A 16155-nucleotide genomic window follows, 5' to 3' on the forward strand; every position below is an offset into this window, starting at 1 on the left:
CAGTCTATTCCTCTTGTTTGACGTTTTGCTGGGAATCTGAAACTTCATCGGATCGCTGGCGACTCTTGAAGAGAAGGCGAAGCAGTCGCTCGCGCTCAGCAGCCGTGAAGGTCTTGCCGACGGTCCAGATGATCTTGACTTGGGTCATGTGAACCCCCCTTCATCTGCCGGCCACTGCGAGCGAAGTTCTCTGGCAATCTCCCTAAGTTGCGCTTGGTCTTCAGCCACCCCTCGGGCAATCTCTTCCGCAGCAGGTGAGTGCCCGGAACCGACGTATCGCCACTGAGACTCAGCCTCGAAGTCGGCTACGAGGTCTTGCCCACCGACGCCGGAAGCGTGATCAGCCCGAGCGGCCCGAAGATCTGCATAAGTGGTGGAGTAAAGCCGCGATTTGGTAAGTACGTGCCCTCGGAAGCCGAGCGTGTGAGCCCATGCTCGAAGGCGAAGGTCTTCCAGTTCAACCAGGCCGCCGAGGCGCCAGCACGTACCCATGAGCGCCCGTAAGTGGGCGTTCTGAGTCGCGTACGGGATCTCCGCTTCCGAGTTGATCCGGGTGTCTACCCCGCCGGCATCAGAGACAGATTTGCCAACGTACTTGGCGACGTAGGCCGCTACTCGGTCATCGGTCATCGGGGTGGCGTCACCGAACGCACGGATCTCGTGAATCTCCAACTGCTCACCCCACTCCGCCGTCCACTCACCCACAGCAGCCGAGTACGGAGCAGGCACCGTCACCGTCTTTGCCGCTGTGTCCACGGCTGCTTCGAGCAGGTCTGGTGTCGCCCAGCCGGGTGGCGAGGTGTCCGGGCCGGTAGGACCGTCGAGCCGGATCACGGCGTGAAGGTGCACTGCGGCTCGTTGCTGGTACTCGGCGACTTTGGCGAAGGAGACCCGGACGTGATGCCGAAGCTTGGTCTGTGGGATACCTATGGACTTAGCCAATAGGCGCCGGACCCGTTCACAGAACCGGTTCCAGAGCGGTCCTACGTGCGCGTGCCAGAGCACATGGGATGTGTAGTCATAGCACCCCGGGCACAACGGCTGTCCCACCAGTGGGTCGCGCTCCCCGTGTACCAGCCCGCAACCGGCCGAGCGCCCGTGCTCGCAGTGGCCTACGTTGCGGCGGGGGTGGCATTGCTGCCCTCCGTCGACGATGTGGTGGACAGTGCCGAAAGACGGCGCCGTGAGGGTGACGAATAGCCGGGGGTGATCCCGGACAGCTTCCGGGGTGCCTTTGCCGCCCGAGAGACCGGAGCGGACGAGGTGAAACGTATCTCCAGCGTGGAGGCGCGAGCACGGCAGGCAGCGTGTCTCTCGGCGGTTTCGGCATCGCACAGCCAGCCGCCCGCCGGGTTCTTCGCTGGTGTCGTAGTGGCGCAGGATCTCGCCCGTCTCAACGTCCCGGAGGGTCGTGCGTCCTGAGAGGTAAATGGGATGAGCACAGCCACCGATGTTGTGGATCTGTTGCAACCAGCGGTCGAAACCAGGATCAGTGACGAGTCGCACCATGTCTCGCTCAGTCTCAGACAGGGCGCGTAGGCGCTGATCCAGGGCGAGAGTTGCGCGGCGCGCGTCATCGTCGCTGAAGGGGTTAGAAGCGGTGTTCGGGTGACGCATGGAGGTGACCTTCCAAGGGGCGCTGCCCCGGCCAAAACTTCTTTATGGCAAGGGAGGATTGATGCTTCGGGCACAGGAGAGGGGTCCTTGACCTGGGAGGTAGGGGAGACGACGGCGAAGGGTTGTCCCGGGCTATAGCCGAGACCCTTAGGCCGGCCACGTGCTGTCAGAGCAGGGGGCCGCCAGTCCATACGGGCCGAATCTGGAACGTGAAGGACGGACGGCCGCCCAGCCTGCTACTTGTGCTGGTCAGCTCCCCTTGTGCAGCGTCCCGATCAGGACGCCAATGAAGATGACCACTGCCATGAACTTGAGGAACCCGGTGATCCTCATCCGAAGAGTCCCGCCACGAGGCTGAAGGCCCAGAAGAGCATGCTGCCTACTGGAGTCAGCGCCAGGCAGAAGCCGAGGAGGCCCGCGCTGAACGCTTGCCACCAGCGCACTTCTCCGGACCGGACCAGCATGATCACGATGATCGCGGTGAACACTGCTGTCCCGTAGATCTGGTTCTGTGTCATAGCCGCTTTCCTCCTTCCACGGCGTCCACCAGGTCGGGGAGTTCTGGCGTCAGGTCCGCGTAGGTATCCGCGGCCGACCGGGCTTCTTCCGTGGTGACCAGGTCCGAGCGGGCGCGCATCCATCGAGCGCCCACGGTGGTCACGGCGACGCCCTGTTCATCCGGGGTGATCGATTGAGAGACCGCGATGGCATCCGGCGACAGGTCCCCCAGCGCCATTTCCGCCGTTGCGGCATCGTTCACCCGGTGGGCGACACGGCCACCCAACTGCGCCCGCAGAGCCGTAACGCCGGGCCCCAGGTCCGAGCCGACACGCTGACCGGCGACGATCAGGTGGACCGCCAGTGCGGCCCCGAGTTGTGCGATGCGCAGCAGAAGTGTTGAACACTGCGCTACTTCGTCACGGCTTTCGCGGGAACCGTCGGAGAGATACAGCTCAGCGATCTCGTCCACCAGGACCACGAGGGGTACGGGCCGCTCCCTGTCTGGCAGCTCCCATACCGATCGCGCCCGTACGGCCCGGCAGAGCGTCATCCGGTGTTGCATCTCGTCCACCAGGGCGGAGAGCAGCCGAACGGCTTCGGCCCGATCGCGCGCCAGTGCCGACAGGCGCGACTCGAACAAGCCCAGCTCCATGCCGCCTTTGCAGTCGATGCCGACCAGGGCCACCGGCTGCGGTGCCAGACGGCGCACGAGGGATGCCAGCAAGGTGGACTTCCCCGACTGTGTGGCGCCGACGATCAGCCAGTGAGGCACCTGCCGCAGATCCAGCATCCATGCGCCGCCGTCCTCGATCCGGCCGACACGGGCAGCCAGCAGCCGTTCCGGTGTTCGGTCGATCTGTGGGCCCTTGCCCCGAAGGGAATCGCCGGCTGTCACCGTCACGATCAGTTCGCCACGGCGCGGCGAGGTGATCCGTACGCGGTGCACCCGCCATGCGTGTTCCAGTGCCTCAGCCGCCGCCAAGAACGGCTGCGGAGTCTGGCCCGGATTCAGGCGCACACGGACGACGAGGCCCGTCTTCGTCACTCGCGGCAGACCCAGGCTTGGCGGAATCGGACGCAGGGCAGTGCCCTTGACCGCCACCTCACCCACAGCCACGCGCGAGGGCCGCCGACTGATCGAGAGATCGTTGATCAAGCAGACTTGCTTCCAGCGCCACCGCATCCGTACCGCCGTGGCGGGGAAGCCGACGAAGTACCAGCGCAGGGGTATCGCCTTCCTGTCGATCCCCGATCTGGCTAGCAATGGGTCCCACCATCGCTGCGTGAGAACGCCGATGATCAGCAGCGCCGAAGCCAACCACACGATCAAGGAGCCCAGCATTACTTGCCTCCTTCTTCGTCGCGCTCCAGGTCCACCAGAACGTTCCGAGCGTGGCTCACGACCAACTCAGCGTTCTGCGCTGCCAGTCCCAGCAACCACCGCACAGTGGGCAGGTCCACCACCACGTCGAGGAGGGGGGTGACCCCGCCAAGTACCTTCAGGTGGGCCATCAGTTGCTTGACTTCCTTCTCGCTCACGTGGCTGACCGCCATCAGGAGTCCCCTCCGGACTTGCCGCGGTTGGTCGGAGCTCCGGCCGCAGGACCGCCGGCCTGACCGACCGGGGTGATTGCGGAGGCACGGAAGCTGATGCCGGACCGGTCGCCGATGGCCCAGGACGTTGCCACCAGGTCCGTGATCAGGACCGGCATCCCTTCAGCGAGCCCGCGCGGCTCTCCGGGGACCACGACTTCGATGACGTCCGCCCGACGCCGTTCCTTCTGTCGGACCGCGACGCCGACCACGTATAGGGAGTTGCCCTCCCTGTCTTTGCGCACCTCTCCCGTGTCGGGGTTCACCCGGGGTTCCGGCGGTACAACGCACAGGAACGTGCCGAGTCGTGCCACGTCAATGGGCATGGTCTGCATGGACGTTCGCCTCCAATCTGGTTCCGAGACGGGCTACCTGTTAGCCCGTCTCTTATTCGAATAAGTGCCAGCATGGGCCACCTTGACGAAGGTAGGCAACCCCTTATCCTGACAAGTGATAGGCACCCATAGAGGACTCACAACGGCGCAGGGGGCAGCGATGCCAGACGATCTGATCCGACCTACGGCCTTCTATTTGCAGGTGGCCGACCGGCTGGCGCAGGCGATCAGGACGGGCGAGTACGAGCCCGGCAGCAAGCTGCCCAGCGAAACCGAGATCATGGAGCGCTATGGCATCAGCCGGTCCACGGCGCGAGCGGCAGTCAGCGAGCTCCGGACGATGGGCCTGGTAGAGAGCTACCGCGGCCGAGGGAGCTATGTGCGCACCCAGAGCGCCCCAGCAGCGACCCTTGCCCGCACCATCACGCGATCAGGGAAGCGTTTCGGCGTCCCAGAGATGACGACGAAGGAGGACCCAGGCGTTACCCGCACTCACCTCGTAGGCGTGTATGCGGAGCTTTTCGAGCGGCGGGAGGAGGACGCTGCCGATGCGTTCAGTAGTGATCATTTGCTGAGTGACCCGGAGACCGGGACGCGCTTCTGTCAGCGCGTGATCATCCCTATGGACGTGGCTTCGGACTTCCCCGAGTTGGCCGAGGCGCCAGACGCCCCCCTGCCCGACATCTACGCCCGTCTCGCCGAAGCCGGAGAGCTGACATGGCGCGAGTTCGTGACCGCACGGACACCGCTCCCGGACGAACGAGAGGTCCTCGCGCTCACGGACGCCACCCCGATCGTGGTCACGTATCGCGTCACTTACGGCCCCGATGACCGGCCGCTGATGTGCGAGGAGCTGCACGCCCCCGCTTCCCGGAGCCGACTCGTCTACCAGATCGCCCCTGAGCGAGTAGCAGGTAAGCGCCCCCGCTCTCGCGGTTGATCGGTGTAAATCTTCTTCACTTACTCAAGGGCGCGCCTTCGGCGCGCCGGGCGGTCCGGGCGCTCCGGCCGGGCGTGCGGCCTTCGGCCGGTCCCGCCCGGGCGCCCGCCGCCCGTTTCGCCGAGGCCGCCTTGAGGCGGACGAAGCCCCCACCGGCAACCAGCCGGCGGGGGCGTTTTCCTGCCCGCAGAGGCTCCAGGAGGACGAGCGAGCCCGCATGCGAAGCAGTGCGCTCTCGCGCTTCAGCGGCGGCACGTCCGTGCGTGCCGCTCCGCTTTTGATCGGGGAGATCCGAAGCCCGTGACGATCATCCGTTTGCGGCACCCTGCGCAGACAATCCAGCGCACTCCTCTCGCGTCTTCTTCTACGTGCACCTCACTGCCCTCCCGAGTTTTAAAAGAACGACCTAACGCCACTTCGTCCCCAATCTCGATTCTGTGGTTCACGCCAACGGAATCCCTAAGCGGTTTACGTGGCCCCGACATTGCCGACCGCAGCGGCTCCGCGGTCCCGCAAATGAGGCTGGCTACGGGAGGGAGGTGGGGTACCGCGCCTCCGGTCGCCGCCCGTCTCCCCGGCAATGGGCGGGCCGCCGTACCGCCACCGTCACGGATGCAGGAGCGTGAGCGGACCGAACTCCCTGGCGTGGCTGAGGGGGAGCTATCTGCTGCCGCGATGTGGCTGGCCACCGTGGGGGCGCTCCGCTCAGCGCGGGCAGTCGAGGGCGCGCCGACCGGCCGTCGGGCCTGAGGGGGCTAGCCCCAAAGCCGCCAGTGGGCCCGCTACGCCGACCGCTTTCCCCCGTAGTCCCACTCCACCAGCAGCCGCGCGACCAACCGCGCAGCCCGAGGAGCGATCCAGACCTGACCTTCGCCCCGCGGGCCCGCATGCGGGGAGGCCCGCAACAGCTCGCCGTAACCCGCTTGAGCTGCTGCTTTGTTAAACATCTCAGCAGCCTCTTGCGCATCGCCCAAGCCAGTAAGGTAATCCTGACCACGCACCCACACGGCGTCATCGTCTTCCTCACCCCAACGCTCCGCCGCATTCACGGCCATCCACCCCCGCTTCTCGCGCAACTCCCATTGGTCTCGCCCTCGTTGGCGAACTATCAAGCAAAACAGGCAGGGCAGCGGCTCGCAAGCATTTGCCAACGGGCTATTCCCGGGCATTCCACTCAGTGAGAATAGTCCGCACCTGAAGTTCCACCTGCTGAAAAACCGGCCGCCCGGAAGGTAATCCGTCATGCGGGCGTGGCCCCCGACCGCCGAAGCGGAAGAGGGCCACGCAGTTACACATAGGGCTTACCGCAGGTAGCCCTTCCAGACGTACCCACGCGTCTCATACGGCAGGCCCCCAGCGCTCCGCTGGCTCAACACCACGCCAACCCAATTGGGGTTGTATGCCGAGGCGTACGTAGTGCGGATGAAGACCTGATCACCGCCAAACAGTAAGCCCCTTGTGTAGCCGCTGAAGCTTGGAGCCGAGCGCAACCGCAACCCGTCCACGGTCACCGTGGCGGTAGAGCCGGCCTCGACCCCCGTCGCAGCCTGAGACGCCTTCGCCTCAGGGGCCGGAGCCGCCGAGGCAGTTGCCGCACCCACACCCAGGCCCGCCACCGTCACCGCACCGACGACCAGTGCCGACCGCAGACGCACAGACACAGACTTCATTCCAGACTCCTTCGCATGCTTGACGACAAGTTCGAGCCGCTAGCCCGATACTCATCCGAACAAGTACTAAGCATGCGTGGTAGGTGGGCGGCGGACAACCTCTTATTCGAATAAGTTCACCGTCGTTGAAGTCTGCTGCTTTCGGCGGAACGCGCTAGGGCTCATCCCGTCCCGGACCAGGCCCTTGCTCTGGGATGCTTAGGGCACCACGCGAGAAGGGGCGGCATCCATGCTGTGGAAGACCCATGGGGAACGGCAGATCTACACCAACCAGTGGGTGAACCTCTGCCTCGTTGATGTCGAGCAGCCTGACGGGCGACGCTGGGAACATCACGTCGTGCGCCTGCGGCACCTCGCAGTTGCTGCCGTAGTGAATGCTCGCCGTGAAGTCCTCATGATGTGGCGCCATCGGTTCATCACCGATTCATGGGCCTGGGAGTTGCCCATGGGCCTGATAGAGGCCGGGGAGACTCCCGAACAGGCCGCCGCTCGCGAAGTGGAAGAGGAGACCGGCTGGCGTCCCGGCCCTATGAAGCCGTTGATCTATGCGGAGCCAGCGAACGGGATCACAGACTCCCAGCACTACGTCTTTCGAGCAGACGGAGCGACCCACATCGGGCCGCCCACAGAGAAGAACGAGTCTGACCGCATCGAATGGGTACCTCTTGACCAGGTGCGCGGCATGATTGACCGTCGTGAGGTAGTCAGCAGCGGCTCCCTGGTGGGACTTCTGTACGTCCTCATGGATGAGGCGATCCGCTGACACCGGTTGGCAACAACTGCCGCAGCCGAGATTCGAAGGCCACGGCCGCAGGCTCCCTCCGATGTGGCGACAACTGCACGTGGAACTCTCGGAGATGCCCCGTGACTCGCTCTGATGTCACGGCTGAAGCGGGGGTCAGTGCGTCGATGGCCGTGTGGCACGCCTCGTCCAGCTTTCCTTGTTGCAGCTGGACTCGAGCGAGCCAGAACGTGTGAAACGCACGGCCACGCTGGTTCGTACTGCTCTCACGCCGAAGTGCTTGGGCAATGAGCGGCTCCGCAATCTTCGCCTCGCCGAGTCGACCATGCGCAATACCGGTGTCCACGGTCAGCTTGTGTTCGTCGAAGTACGTCACCCAGGGCGGATCCGCGTCGTCATCGCCAACCTGGCCGAACTGCCTGTGCGCCTCTGAGATGGCAGTGTGCGTGCCGTCGTGACTACCCAACGTGGCATGCGCGAAAGCCTCACGCATGGCGAGCATGGACAGCACCCGCGGAGTGCTTTGAGCCGCCCTCGCATGATCTTGGGCTGCGGTAGCCAGGGCAAGGGCATCGGCCGGGCGGTCCTGGTAGGTCGCTTGCAGGCTCATGCAGGCCAGGACATTTGCCATGAACTGACGGTCGTCAATGTCTTTCGCGAACGTAAGAGCCCGCCTGAAGTAGACACTCGCCTGGCTGTACTGACAGGCGTCGAAGTGGGTCCACCCGGTAAGCCGGGCAAGTTCAGCTCCGACGCTCAGCAATTCGCATGTCTCTGGCCCCCTTGCAGCACCTTGTAGCAGGGTCTCGACATAGCGAAGCTGCCCGAAGACAGCCGGCCGCAGCGCCTCTCCGCCGTGTTCGTCGTCGCGCTTCCAGTAGTCACGGATGGACGACCGGAGTGCCTGCAAGGTCGATCGACTGGCAGTGCCGTTAGCGGCCAGAGCCAGGATGCTGTCTACCTCGCTACTGGGTAGCGAGGGGGGCGGAGGTGGCTTCGAGACTGCTACCGGCAGTTCTCTGTCCACCCCGGAGAGAGTCAGGGGCGTCTCCCACGGGCGTGGAGCGAGCCCAAGCATGTGCCCGGGAATGCGCAGCCCGTCTGAGATGCGTTCGACAACTTCGATGTGCTGCAGCCGACGCTTGCCCGCGATCACCTCCCCCACCCGACTTGGCGTCAGCTCACACCGTCTGGCGACCATCGACGGATAGATCCCTGCATGTTTCTTGACCAGGCGGAAGACGACAGAGAAGTCACGATGTCTGCAAGCGTCGATCATCTCTGGGCTACGGAGGAGCCGACCAGGGAGCTCCGGCGGAGGAGATGACTCAGGCATGGGGCACACTCCCGCGGAGTCTGGCCGACGGACCGTCGATGGCACCTAACCGCCCTTGATGTTACCCAAGTTGGGTAACCCACCTGACCTTTCAGGGTTTCCGTCTGGACGGCGAACCTGGTGCTCACACGCCCCGTCCGCACCCCCGCGAACTGACGGACCTCCCCACTATCGATGAGGAGATACACCGTGATCTCACACATCACGATCGAGCCCCGGGACCTCGTCTACGACTCCCGTTCGGAACTAGCTCTTCTCCCCGTGGACGTCCATCACCAGGACGGACGTACCGAGCCCTCGGTACTCCGCATGGCCCCCGGCCAGGTGGAGCTTTACGCCATCCAGCTGGAGCAGGCGATTGAGAAGCGGAAGGCCGCTAAGAAAGCCGCGCGCGGATGAGTGCCCGGCCCAAAGGTGGCGGCCTTGAGTGGACGACACCGCCGGTCACGATCACCGCTGGCTGCGCAGACGCCCACGGCACGCCCGCTCCGTCCAAGATCGACCAGCCCGACGCGCCGGGCTGGACAACCGCCGCCGCCCCGGTCGGCGCGGTGATCGGCCACACCGAGCAGCACACGGACACCTGGGGGTGGCACTGATGCGCATCAACTGGTCCGTGCCGCGCGAAACCGTCGAGCATGTCCTCGATCGAACCCGGCCCCTGGACGACCGCTCACGCCCCCGTCTACGGGTACATGCCGCCGTCCTGGTGCCCATAGTCCGCCAACGCGCTGGCGCCTGTGATGACGAATCGGTCGCACTGGCCGTGAAGCACCTCACCGAGGCTCTGTACGGCCGAGCAGACATGGGCCTGGTGGCGATGGCCGAGGCCATCGAGACTCTGCTCCGCGTCGTCGATCCCCGCGGGTCACCCGGCCATCCCTGAACCCCGGCGGTCCACGGGACCAGGACAGCACCGACCGGCCGCCGGCTTCCCTCCGTTCCGTCTCGTGGGCGCCATGCCTCCCATGCCCAGCCCACGGGGCGGAGCGGCACCAGACTGCCCGCCATCCCTCTGCGGCGGGCGCCCTGGCCGATCCCCGAACAGGCAATCGGCACGGTCAGGGCACGGCCCGGAACACAAACGCCCCCCGTCGTAGATGTTCCGGGCCACCGCAAGCCCCCCGCCGGAATACCAGCGGGGCAAGCAATCCGCCCCAAGGAGGTAACGAGGTGGCAGAACAGCCCTTCTCATGCGGCGATGTCGTAGTGGACATGAGCAATTGCAAGGTTGGGCGGATCCGGGCGATACACGGCGAGTGCCTCGTTTTGAGCAGGTCGGTGGGTGCACCGTGGGACGCCGTACAGGGATCCTGCCGGCCCGCATCTGCGGCCGAGGCTGAAAGCCTCACTGGTTTCCGAGGGCTCAAAAAGTGCTGAGGGGCTGGAAAGTTACTAGCGACGGCACATTCTGGGGTGGCGTCTTCGTGCTGCTCACGTGGGGTTCCAGCGTGATCGTTTTGACTCTCGCGGCTACTGGCAGTCTTTGTGCGGGGCGCTGACCCCATGCTGTGCCCTAAAGGCGGACATGATCTAACCCCGGTCGGCGAGTGCGAATACCGGTGCGAACGCCATGACCTGACTGTCTCGCTCGACTCAGGCCAGAGCCGTAATGCATTCGATTCCTCAGCAATCGAGTGCCGCCAAGACCCTCGGCCTGAAGCCGAGCGCGTTCCCCATGGAGGGCCCACACACTCTCCCGGCCCCCGTCTCTCGTAGTGCCAGGGACGCAAGGGGGAGCGCGAAGCAGTCGCTCAGTGTTGCTGTCGAGTCTGCTGAGCGACCGCCGAAGATCCGGTCCCTACAGAACAAGCCAGATTGAGGCATTCAGTAGGGACGCCCCACTAGCCAGAAAGAGAGGTAATAGAGTGCAACCCAAGTGCGATAACCCCAACTGCCCGATCTGTGTTGGCGGGATGCGGCCCACGTAATTTGCCGCCCCCCAACCCAAGGATTCCGCGGGTCGTGGTTCCTGCTCGGGCACGCGCGGCCGGGCGGGTGAGCAAGTGCACGGCGGGCCAGGGAAAGACCCCGGCCCGGTGAACCGAGGAGGCAAATAGCCTTGACGCTCAAAGAAGCACTGAAGCGCGCTGCCACCGTTCGTGGGGGAGGGGACGAGGACGACGGACAGGGCGGTAACCCGCCGACCGGCGACTCTGACGACGGACGCGACTACCACAGCTGACCGCCGGTAGTCTTCCTCATCCCGTGGGGCCGACCCTCTTTTTACTGGGGTCGGCCCCGACTGCTGAGAGGGCCAACAATGCCTAACTCAAAGCCATTTGATCTCCCTGAGCACGTCCGAAGCATCGTGCCACCCGTAAGTCAACGACTGGTGGTCAACAGGCGGGGTTCCACAGTGTGGGATGTCCAGGCCCCTGCCGGACGCTTCGCCGTCAAACTCGGCTATCGCAGCCAAACGCACGCGTGGACGGCTTTGGCTCCCGCACGCGAAGCCGCCATCCTTCGCCAGCTCAACGCCTCTGACGAAATCCACTGTGGCGAGTGGGAAGAGGGCACATGGAGCGCTCAACCCTGGCGGAAAGGACGATCGCTGTTTGATCTCTGGGAGCCTCACCGGCGTGCCAGTGAGGCCACCGCACCCAGCCTTGCCGAAGTGCTTTCATGCGTCGCGGCCCTGGCCGACCTCCATGCCGCCGGATGGGTGCACGGCGATGTGCAACCCAACCACTTCGTGGTGGGCCCGACCCGCACAGCCCTCATTGATTTGGCGTTGGCACAAGGCGGCAAGATCCCCGAGCGATATGACTTCAGCTATCGAGGGTGCCTGGTCCACTACGAGGCTCCGGAGATCTCCCGAAGCATCCTGGAGACCGGAACCGCTGTCCCCACCGCGCCGGCTGATGTGTACGCGCTCGGTGCGTCGTTCTTCATCTCTGCCACCGGTTGGCGGCACGTGCCCTACCCGGACGACGCCAGCCGAGAAGAACAACGGCAAGCCATCGTGGACACACCACACCGGCCGATCACGGTGCCGGGCCCCCTGGGCCCACTCATCGAACAGATGATGAGCCGCAACCCGTCCCATCGGCCGCCCGCTCCAGAGATCTACCGAGTTCTCTGCGAAGCGTCCTGATGTGGTCACATTCATGGGCTGACGGTGGTCAACGAAGCGAGGGCCTCACCTTCCCAAGGTGAGGCCCTCCAACGTTTCCCCAGGTCAGAGCGCTAGCTCTAGGTGCAGCTTTAGACACGTAGAGATGGGTCCGCGTTCGCCCTCGGCACGTCCGAGTTCATGCTGTCCGGGATCCTCCAGCCCCTGGCCCGTGACCTGAGGGTCTCCATTCCGCAGGCCGGGCTCCTGGTGTCCGCCTTCGCGATCGGCATGGTGGTGGGCGCGCCGGTGCTCGCCGCGGCCACCCTCCGCCTGCCGCGCCGTACGACGCTGATCGCGCTGCTCGCGGCCTTCGGTCTCGGCCAGGTGGCGGGCGCGCTGGCCCCCACGTACGGCGTGCTGTTCACCTCCCGGGTGGTCAGCGCGCTCGCCTGCGCCGGTTTCTGGGCGGTCGGTGCGGCGGTGGCGGTCTCGCTGGTGCCGGTGACCGCGCGGGCCCGGGCGATGGCCGTGATGGTCGGCGGGCTGAGCATCGCCAACATCGCGGGCGTCCCGGCCGGCGCCCTCCTCGGTCAGCACGCCGGGTGGCGTGCCGCCTTCTGGGCGGTGGCCGGGCTGGCCGCGGTGGGGCTGCTGGGCGTCGTCGCGCTGGTGCCGCGGACGAGCGTGCCGACGGGCGCGGACCGCCCGCAGCTGCGCCGCGAGCTGACCATCTACAAGGACAAGCAGGTCTGGCTGGCGCTGACCGCGACCGCCATGAACGGCGCCGCGGTCTTCGCGCTGTTCTCCTACCTCTCGCCGCTGCTGACCGACACCGCCGGGCTCGCCGAGAGCTGGGTGCCGACGGTGCTCGCGCTGTTCGGTGTCGGCGCGCTGATCGGCACGTTCATCGGCGGCCGGGTCGCCGATGCGCACCTCTTCGGGACGCTCTTCGGCGGCATCTCCGCGTCCACGGTGGTGCTGGCCGTACTGGCGCTGACCGCCCACAGCCCGGTGGCCGCGATCGCGCTGTCGCTGATGCTCGGGGTGACCGCGTTCGCCACGGCCCCGGCCCTGAACGCCCGGATGTTCAACGTGGCGAACGCCGCGACCACGCTGGCCGGCGCGACCACCACCGCCGCCTTCAACATCGGCAACACCGTCGGCCCCTGGCTCGGCGGCCTGGCCATCGGCGCGGGCTGGGGCTACCCGTCCGTGGCCTGGACGGGTGCGGCGCTGGCCGCGGTCGCGGTCCTCACCACCGCCGTCGCCTTCCGACTGCACCGCACGACGAGCCATTCACGGCTGGTCGCGTCGTCGGGTGCGGCGGGCACGTCCTCGGGGGCGGCGGACCCGACTCCCGCCACGACGGCCGTCCCGGAGACCGCGAAGCAGCTCTAGGGACGGCGGAGCAGCAGCAGCTCCAGGGGCGGCGAAGCGGCTCCGGAGACAGACCGCGAGGCAGCTCCGGACCTCTGCGACAGCGGTCCAACGGCCCGGCGCACCGACAGGCGCGCCGGGCCGTGGTCCGTACAGCGCGCGTCCGTACGGTTCGCCTCCGCACGGCTCGCGCCCGTACGGCTCGCGCCCGTACGGCTCACGTGCGAATGACCCTCACGCCCCTACGGCATGCGCGCCGGCCGGTGCTTGGGCCGGCGCAGGCCGGCGGCCGTCAGCCGGCGGAGCAGTTCCTTGCTGCCGACCTCCACGGCCCCGGCGCGCACCGCATCGCCGTACCGCTCGGCCGGCAGGTCGTAGTGGTCGCGCTCGAAGGCGCCCCGGGGCACGCCGATGCGGGCGGCGAAGGCGTGCAGCTCGGCGAAGGACACATCGCTGACCAGGTGCGACCACATCCGGCCGTGCCCCGGCCATATCGGCGGGTCTATGTAGATCGCCAACGGCCACCTCAGCCTTCCGCCGGGGCGCGGAGCCGGCCGACGGGGGCGACGGCGACCGCCGTCTTGGGGCAGACCCAGTGCGGGTCGGGCCCCAACTCCGGCTCCACATCGAGGGCATGGGGGTTGCCCGACTCCGTACACACCGGGCACAGCGGCCAGCGGCCGTACCGCTCCAGGAGGGCGTCCTGGACGTCCTGCGCGATCAGTCCCGCGACGAACGCCGCGCCTTCAGGCCATTGCTCCACCCACCACCGGCGGTGGACGACCGCATCCTCCACGAGGGAGACGATGTCGGCGTCGGCCACTTCGTCCGCCATCAGGTCGGCGAGCACCAGCGCCCGCGCGGCGTGCAATGCCTGTTCCAGCTCCATGTCCCCCATTGTCTCCCGTGCGCCGGACGCCGCTCGGCGTTGTCCACAGGCCGGGCGGCGGAGGCCGGGCGTTGTCCACAGCCCTCACGGAGGGTATTGACGCGACGCCGGTGATGAAATTACTTTTCAAGCGTGAGCAGCAGCCTGAAGGAAACTTTCAAGGACGTGGCCGTCGAGACCCGACCGGCCCCGGCCCCACCCGCCCCCGCGGCGCTGGCCGCCAAGGTCCGCACCCTCGCGCCGACGATGACCCGCTCCATGCAGCGGGTCGCCGAGACCGTCGCGAGCGACCCGGCCGGCTGCGCCGCACTGACCGTCACCGGCCTCGCGGAGCGCACCGGCACCAGCGAAGCCACCGTCGTACGCACGTCGAGGCTGCTCGGCTATCCGGGCTACCGCGACCTCCGACTTGCGCTCGCCGCGCTCGCCGCGCAGCAGGCGGCCGGCGGCGCGCCCGCGGTGACCGCCGACATAGCGGTCGACGACTCCCTGGTCGACGTCGTCGCCAAGCTGGCGCAGGAAGAGCAGCAGTGTCTGGCCGACACCGCGGCCGCGCTGGACGTCACCCAGCTCGAAGCGGCGGTCGCCGCGCTCGCCTCCGCCCGCCGGATCGACGTGTACGGCATCGGTGCGTCCAACCTCGTCGGCCAGGACCTCGCCCAGAAGCTGCTGCGCATCGGCCTGATCGCGCATGCGCACGCCGACCCCCACCTCGCGGTGACGAACGCCGTGCAGATGCGGACCGGTGACGTCGCCCTGGCGATCACCCACTCCGGCCGGACCACCGACGTCATAGAGCCACTGCGGGTGGCCTTCGACCACGGCGCGACGACCATCGCCATCACCGGCCGCCCGGACGGCGAGATCGCCGCGTACGCCGACCACATCCTGACCACCTCCACCGCGCGCGAGAGCGAGCTGCGCCCGGCCGCGATGTCCTCCCGGACGAGTCAACTGCTGGTCGTGGACTGCCTGTTCATAGGCGTCGCGCAGCGGACGTACGAAACCGCCGCCCCCGCCCTCTCCGCCTCCTACGAGGCGCTGGCCCACCGCCACCAGCCCTGACCGCCGCCCGCCGCACGGGGGCGGCGTGCGCCCGACCCGGAAAGAGCCGCCGAGCCATGACCTCCACCGCCGACCACCCCGACTACGCCGATCTGCGTGCCGAGTTGGACGGCCTCACCACCGAGGCGTTCCGTCCCGACCTCGCCGAGATCGACCGCCGCCCCACCCTCGACATCGCCCGCACGATGAACGACGAGGACGCCACCGTCCCCGCCGCGGTCGCCCGCCGGCTCCCCGAGATCGCCGCCGCCATCGACGCCACCGCCGCCCGGATGGCCCACGGCGGCCGGCTGGTCTACGCCGGCGCCGGCACGGCCGGCCGGCTCGGGGTGCTGGACGCCAGCGAATGCCCGCCGACCTTCAACACCGACCCCTCCGAGGTCCTCGGCCTGATCGCCGGCGGCCCGTCCGCGCTGGTCAAGGCCGTCGAAGGCGCCGAGGACAGCAAGGAGTTCGCCGCCGAGGACCTGACCGCGATCGGGCTGACCGAGCGGGACACCGTCGTCGGCATCTCGGCCTCCGGCCGCACGCCCTACGCGATCGGCGCGGTCGAGCACGCCCGGGCCCGCGGCGCCCTGACCATCGGCCTGTCCTGCAACGCCGGTTCGGCGCTGGCCGCGGCCGCCGAGCACGGCATCGAGATCGTCGTCGGCCCCGAGCTGCTGACCGGCTCGACCCGGCTCAAGGCGGGCACCGCGCAGAAGCTGGTGGTCAACATGCTCTCGACCATCACCATGATCCGGCTGGGCAAGACCTACGGGAACCTGATGGTCGACGTCCGCGCCTCCAACGACAAGCTGCGGGCCCGCTCGCGGCGGATCGTCGCGCTCGCCACCGGCGCCACCGACGCCGAGATCGAGACCGCGCTGGCCATAACGGACGGCGAGGTGAAGAACGCCATCCTCACCGTGCTCGCCGGCGTCGACGGCCCCACCGCCGCCCGCCTCCTCGCCGCCTCCGACGGCCATCTGCGCGCGGCCCTGGAAGCAGCCCGGGCCCGCTGACCACCGCCCGGCGCCCCTGCCGTCCGCC

General features: G+C 67.2%; 17 protein-coding genes and 1 pseudogene. 9 read left to right on the plus strand and 9 right to left on the minus strand.

Annotation, left to right across the window (positions count from 1 at the left end; genetic code table 11):
- Positions 1–4 precede the first annotated feature (4 nt).
- The 6 genes from ACZ7MX_RS07765 to ACZ7MX_RS07790 form a co-directional block, all read right to left on the minus strand.
- Positions 5–148: a hypothetical protein gene (locus ACZ7MX_RS07765; RefSeq protein ID WP_472130267.1), complete on the minus strand. Its 144-nt coding sequence runs from the start codon at positions 146–148 to the stop codon at positions 5–7.
- Complete coding sequence (locus ACZ7MX_RS07770; protein WP_472130269.1) at positions 145–1617, minus strand: replication initiator; 1473 nt, start codon at positions 1615–1617, stop codon at positions 145–147. Before ACZ7MX_RS07770 ends, ACZ7MX_RS07765 begins: the two co-directional genes overlap by 4 nt.
- A 329-nt stretch (positions 1618–1946) precedes the next feature.
- Positions 1947–2135, minus strand: a complete 189-nt coding sequence (locus ACZ7MX_RS07775) for a hypothetical protein (RefSeq protein WP_472130271.1) — start codon at positions 2133–2135, stop codon at positions 1947–1949.
- The gene (locus ACZ7MX_RS07780; protein WP_472130273.1) at positions 2132–3460 is read right to left on the minus strand and encodes an FtsK/SpoIIIE domain-containing protein; all 1329 of its coding nucleotides are present in this window, start codon (positions 3458–3460) and stop codon (positions 2132–2134) included. The genes ACZ7MX_RS07775 and ACZ7MX_RS07780 overlap by 4 nt, the downstream gene beginning before the upstream one ends.
- Complete coding sequence (locus tag ACZ7MX_RS07785) at positions 3460–3672, minus strand: hypothetical protein (protein WP_472130275.1); 213 nt, start codon at positions 3670–3672, stop codon at positions 3460–3462. The genes ACZ7MX_RS07780 and ACZ7MX_RS07785 overlap by 1 nt, the downstream gene beginning before the upstream one ends.
- The gene (locus tag ACZ7MX_RS07790) at positions 3672–4046 is read right to left on the minus strand and encodes an SCO3933 family regulatory protein (RefSeq protein ID WP_472130277.1); all 375 of its coding nucleotides are present in this window, start codon (positions 4044–4046) and stop codon (positions 3672–3674) included. The genes ACZ7MX_RS07785 and ACZ7MX_RS07790 overlap by 1 nt, the downstream gene beginning before the upstream one ends.
- 160 nt (positions 4047–4206) lie before the next feature.
- Here ACZ7MX_RS07790 and ACZ7MX_RS07795 point away from each other — a divergent pair, with 160 nt between their 5' ends.
- Positions 4207–4986, plus strand: coding sequence for a GntR family transcriptional regulator (locus ACZ7MX_RS07795; RefSeq protein ID WP_472130279.1), 780 nt, complete (start codon positions 4207–4209; stop codon positions 4984–4986).
- Between the two features lie 1899 nt (positions 4987–6885).
- Positions 6886–7419 (plus strand): NUDIX hydrolase, encoded by a 534-nt coding sequence (locus tag ACZ7MX_RS07800; RefSeq protein ID WP_472130281.1) that lies wholly within the window; start codon positions 6886–6888, stop codon positions 7417–7419.
- On the opposite strand, the gene ACZ7MX_RS07805 is transcribed toward ACZ7MX_RS07800, so the two are convergent.
- A complete protein-coding gene (locus tag ACZ7MX_RS07805; RefSeq protein ID WP_472130283.1) occupies positions 7397–8734 on the minus strand; it encodes a hypothetical protein in 1338 nt (445 codons plus the stop codon). The genes ACZ7MX_RS07800 and ACZ7MX_RS07805 overlap by 23 nt on opposite strands.
- 189 nt (positions 8735–8923) lie before the next feature.
- Between ACZ7MX_RS07805 and ACZ7MX_RS07810 the strand changes: the two genes are divergently transcribed.
- The 5 genes and pseudogenes from ACZ7MX_RS07810 to ACZ7MX_RS07830 all read left to right on the plus strand — a co-directional run.
- Positions 8924–9133, plus strand: coding sequence for a hypothetical protein (locus ACZ7MX_RS07810; RefSeq protein ID WP_472130285.1), 210 nt, complete (start codon positions 8924–8926; stop codon positions 9131–9133).
- The gene (locus tag ACZ7MX_RS07815; protein WP_472130287.1) at positions 9130–9333 is read left to right on the plus strand and encodes a hypothetical protein; all 204 of its coding nucleotides are present in this window, start codon (positions 9130–9132) and stop codon (positions 9331–9333) included. Before ACZ7MX_RS07810 ends, ACZ7MX_RS07815 begins: the two co-directional genes overlap by 4 nt.
- The gene (locus ACZ7MX_RS07820; protein WP_472130289.1) at positions 9333–9620 is read left to right on the plus strand and encodes a hypothetical protein; all 288 of its coding nucleotides are present in this window, start codon (positions 9333–9335) and stop codon (positions 9618–9620) included. The genes ACZ7MX_RS07815 and ACZ7MX_RS07820 overlap by 1 nt, the downstream gene beginning before the upstream one ends.
- Positions 9621–11093: 1473 nt before the next feature.
- Positions 11094–11831, plus strand: coding sequence for a protein kinase domain-containing protein (locus tag ACZ7MX_RS07825; RefSeq protein WP_472130291.1), 738 nt, complete (start codon positions 11094–11096; stop codon positions 11829–11831).
- Between the two features lie 129 nt (positions 11832–11960).
- Positions 11961–13190 (plus strand): annotated as a pseudogene (locus ACZ7MX_RS07830) (Cmx/CmrA family chloramphenicol efflux MFS transporter); the annotation flags it as partial.
- A 221-nt stretch (positions 13191–13411) separates the two neighbouring features.
- On the opposite strand, the gene ACZ7MX_RS07835 reads toward ACZ7MX_RS07830, so the two are convergent.
- Positions 13412–13687: a DUF4031 domain-containing protein gene (locus ACZ7MX_RS07835; RefSeq protein ID WP_030810488.1), complete on the minus strand. Its 276-nt coding sequence runs from the start codon at positions 13685–13687 to the stop codon at positions 13412–13414.
- A gap of 8 nt (positions 13688–13695) precedes the next feature.
- A complete protein-coding gene (locus tag ACZ7MX_RS07840; RefSeq protein ID WP_472130293.1) occupies positions 13696–14058 on the minus strand; it encodes a hypothetical protein in 363 nt (120 codons plus the stop codon).
- A 132-nt stretch (positions 14059–14190) separates the two neighbouring features.
- Between ACZ7MX_RS07840 and ACZ7MX_RS07845 the strand changes: the two genes are divergently transcribed.
- Together ACZ7MX_RS07845 and murQ are read left to right on the plus strand one after the other, a co-directional pair.
- Positions 14191–15123: a MurR/RpiR family transcriptional regulator gene (locus ACZ7MX_RS07845; protein WP_030810494.1), complete on the plus strand. Its 933-nt coding sequence runs from the start codon at positions 14191–14193 to the stop codon at positions 15121–15123.
- A 56-nt stretch (positions 15124–15179) separates the two neighbouring features.
- Positions 15180–16127 carry an N-acetylmuramic acid 6-phosphate etherase gene (gene murQ / locus ACZ7MX_RS07850; RefSeq protein ID WP_472130295.1) on the plus strand — a complete coding sequence of 316 codons (948 nt, stop codon included), beginning with the start codon at positions 15180–15182 and terminating at the stop codon, positions 16125–16127.
- Positions 16128–16155: the final 28 nt, after the last annotated feature.

It is taken from the genome of Streptomyces sp. NPDC107765, assembly GCF_055657085.1.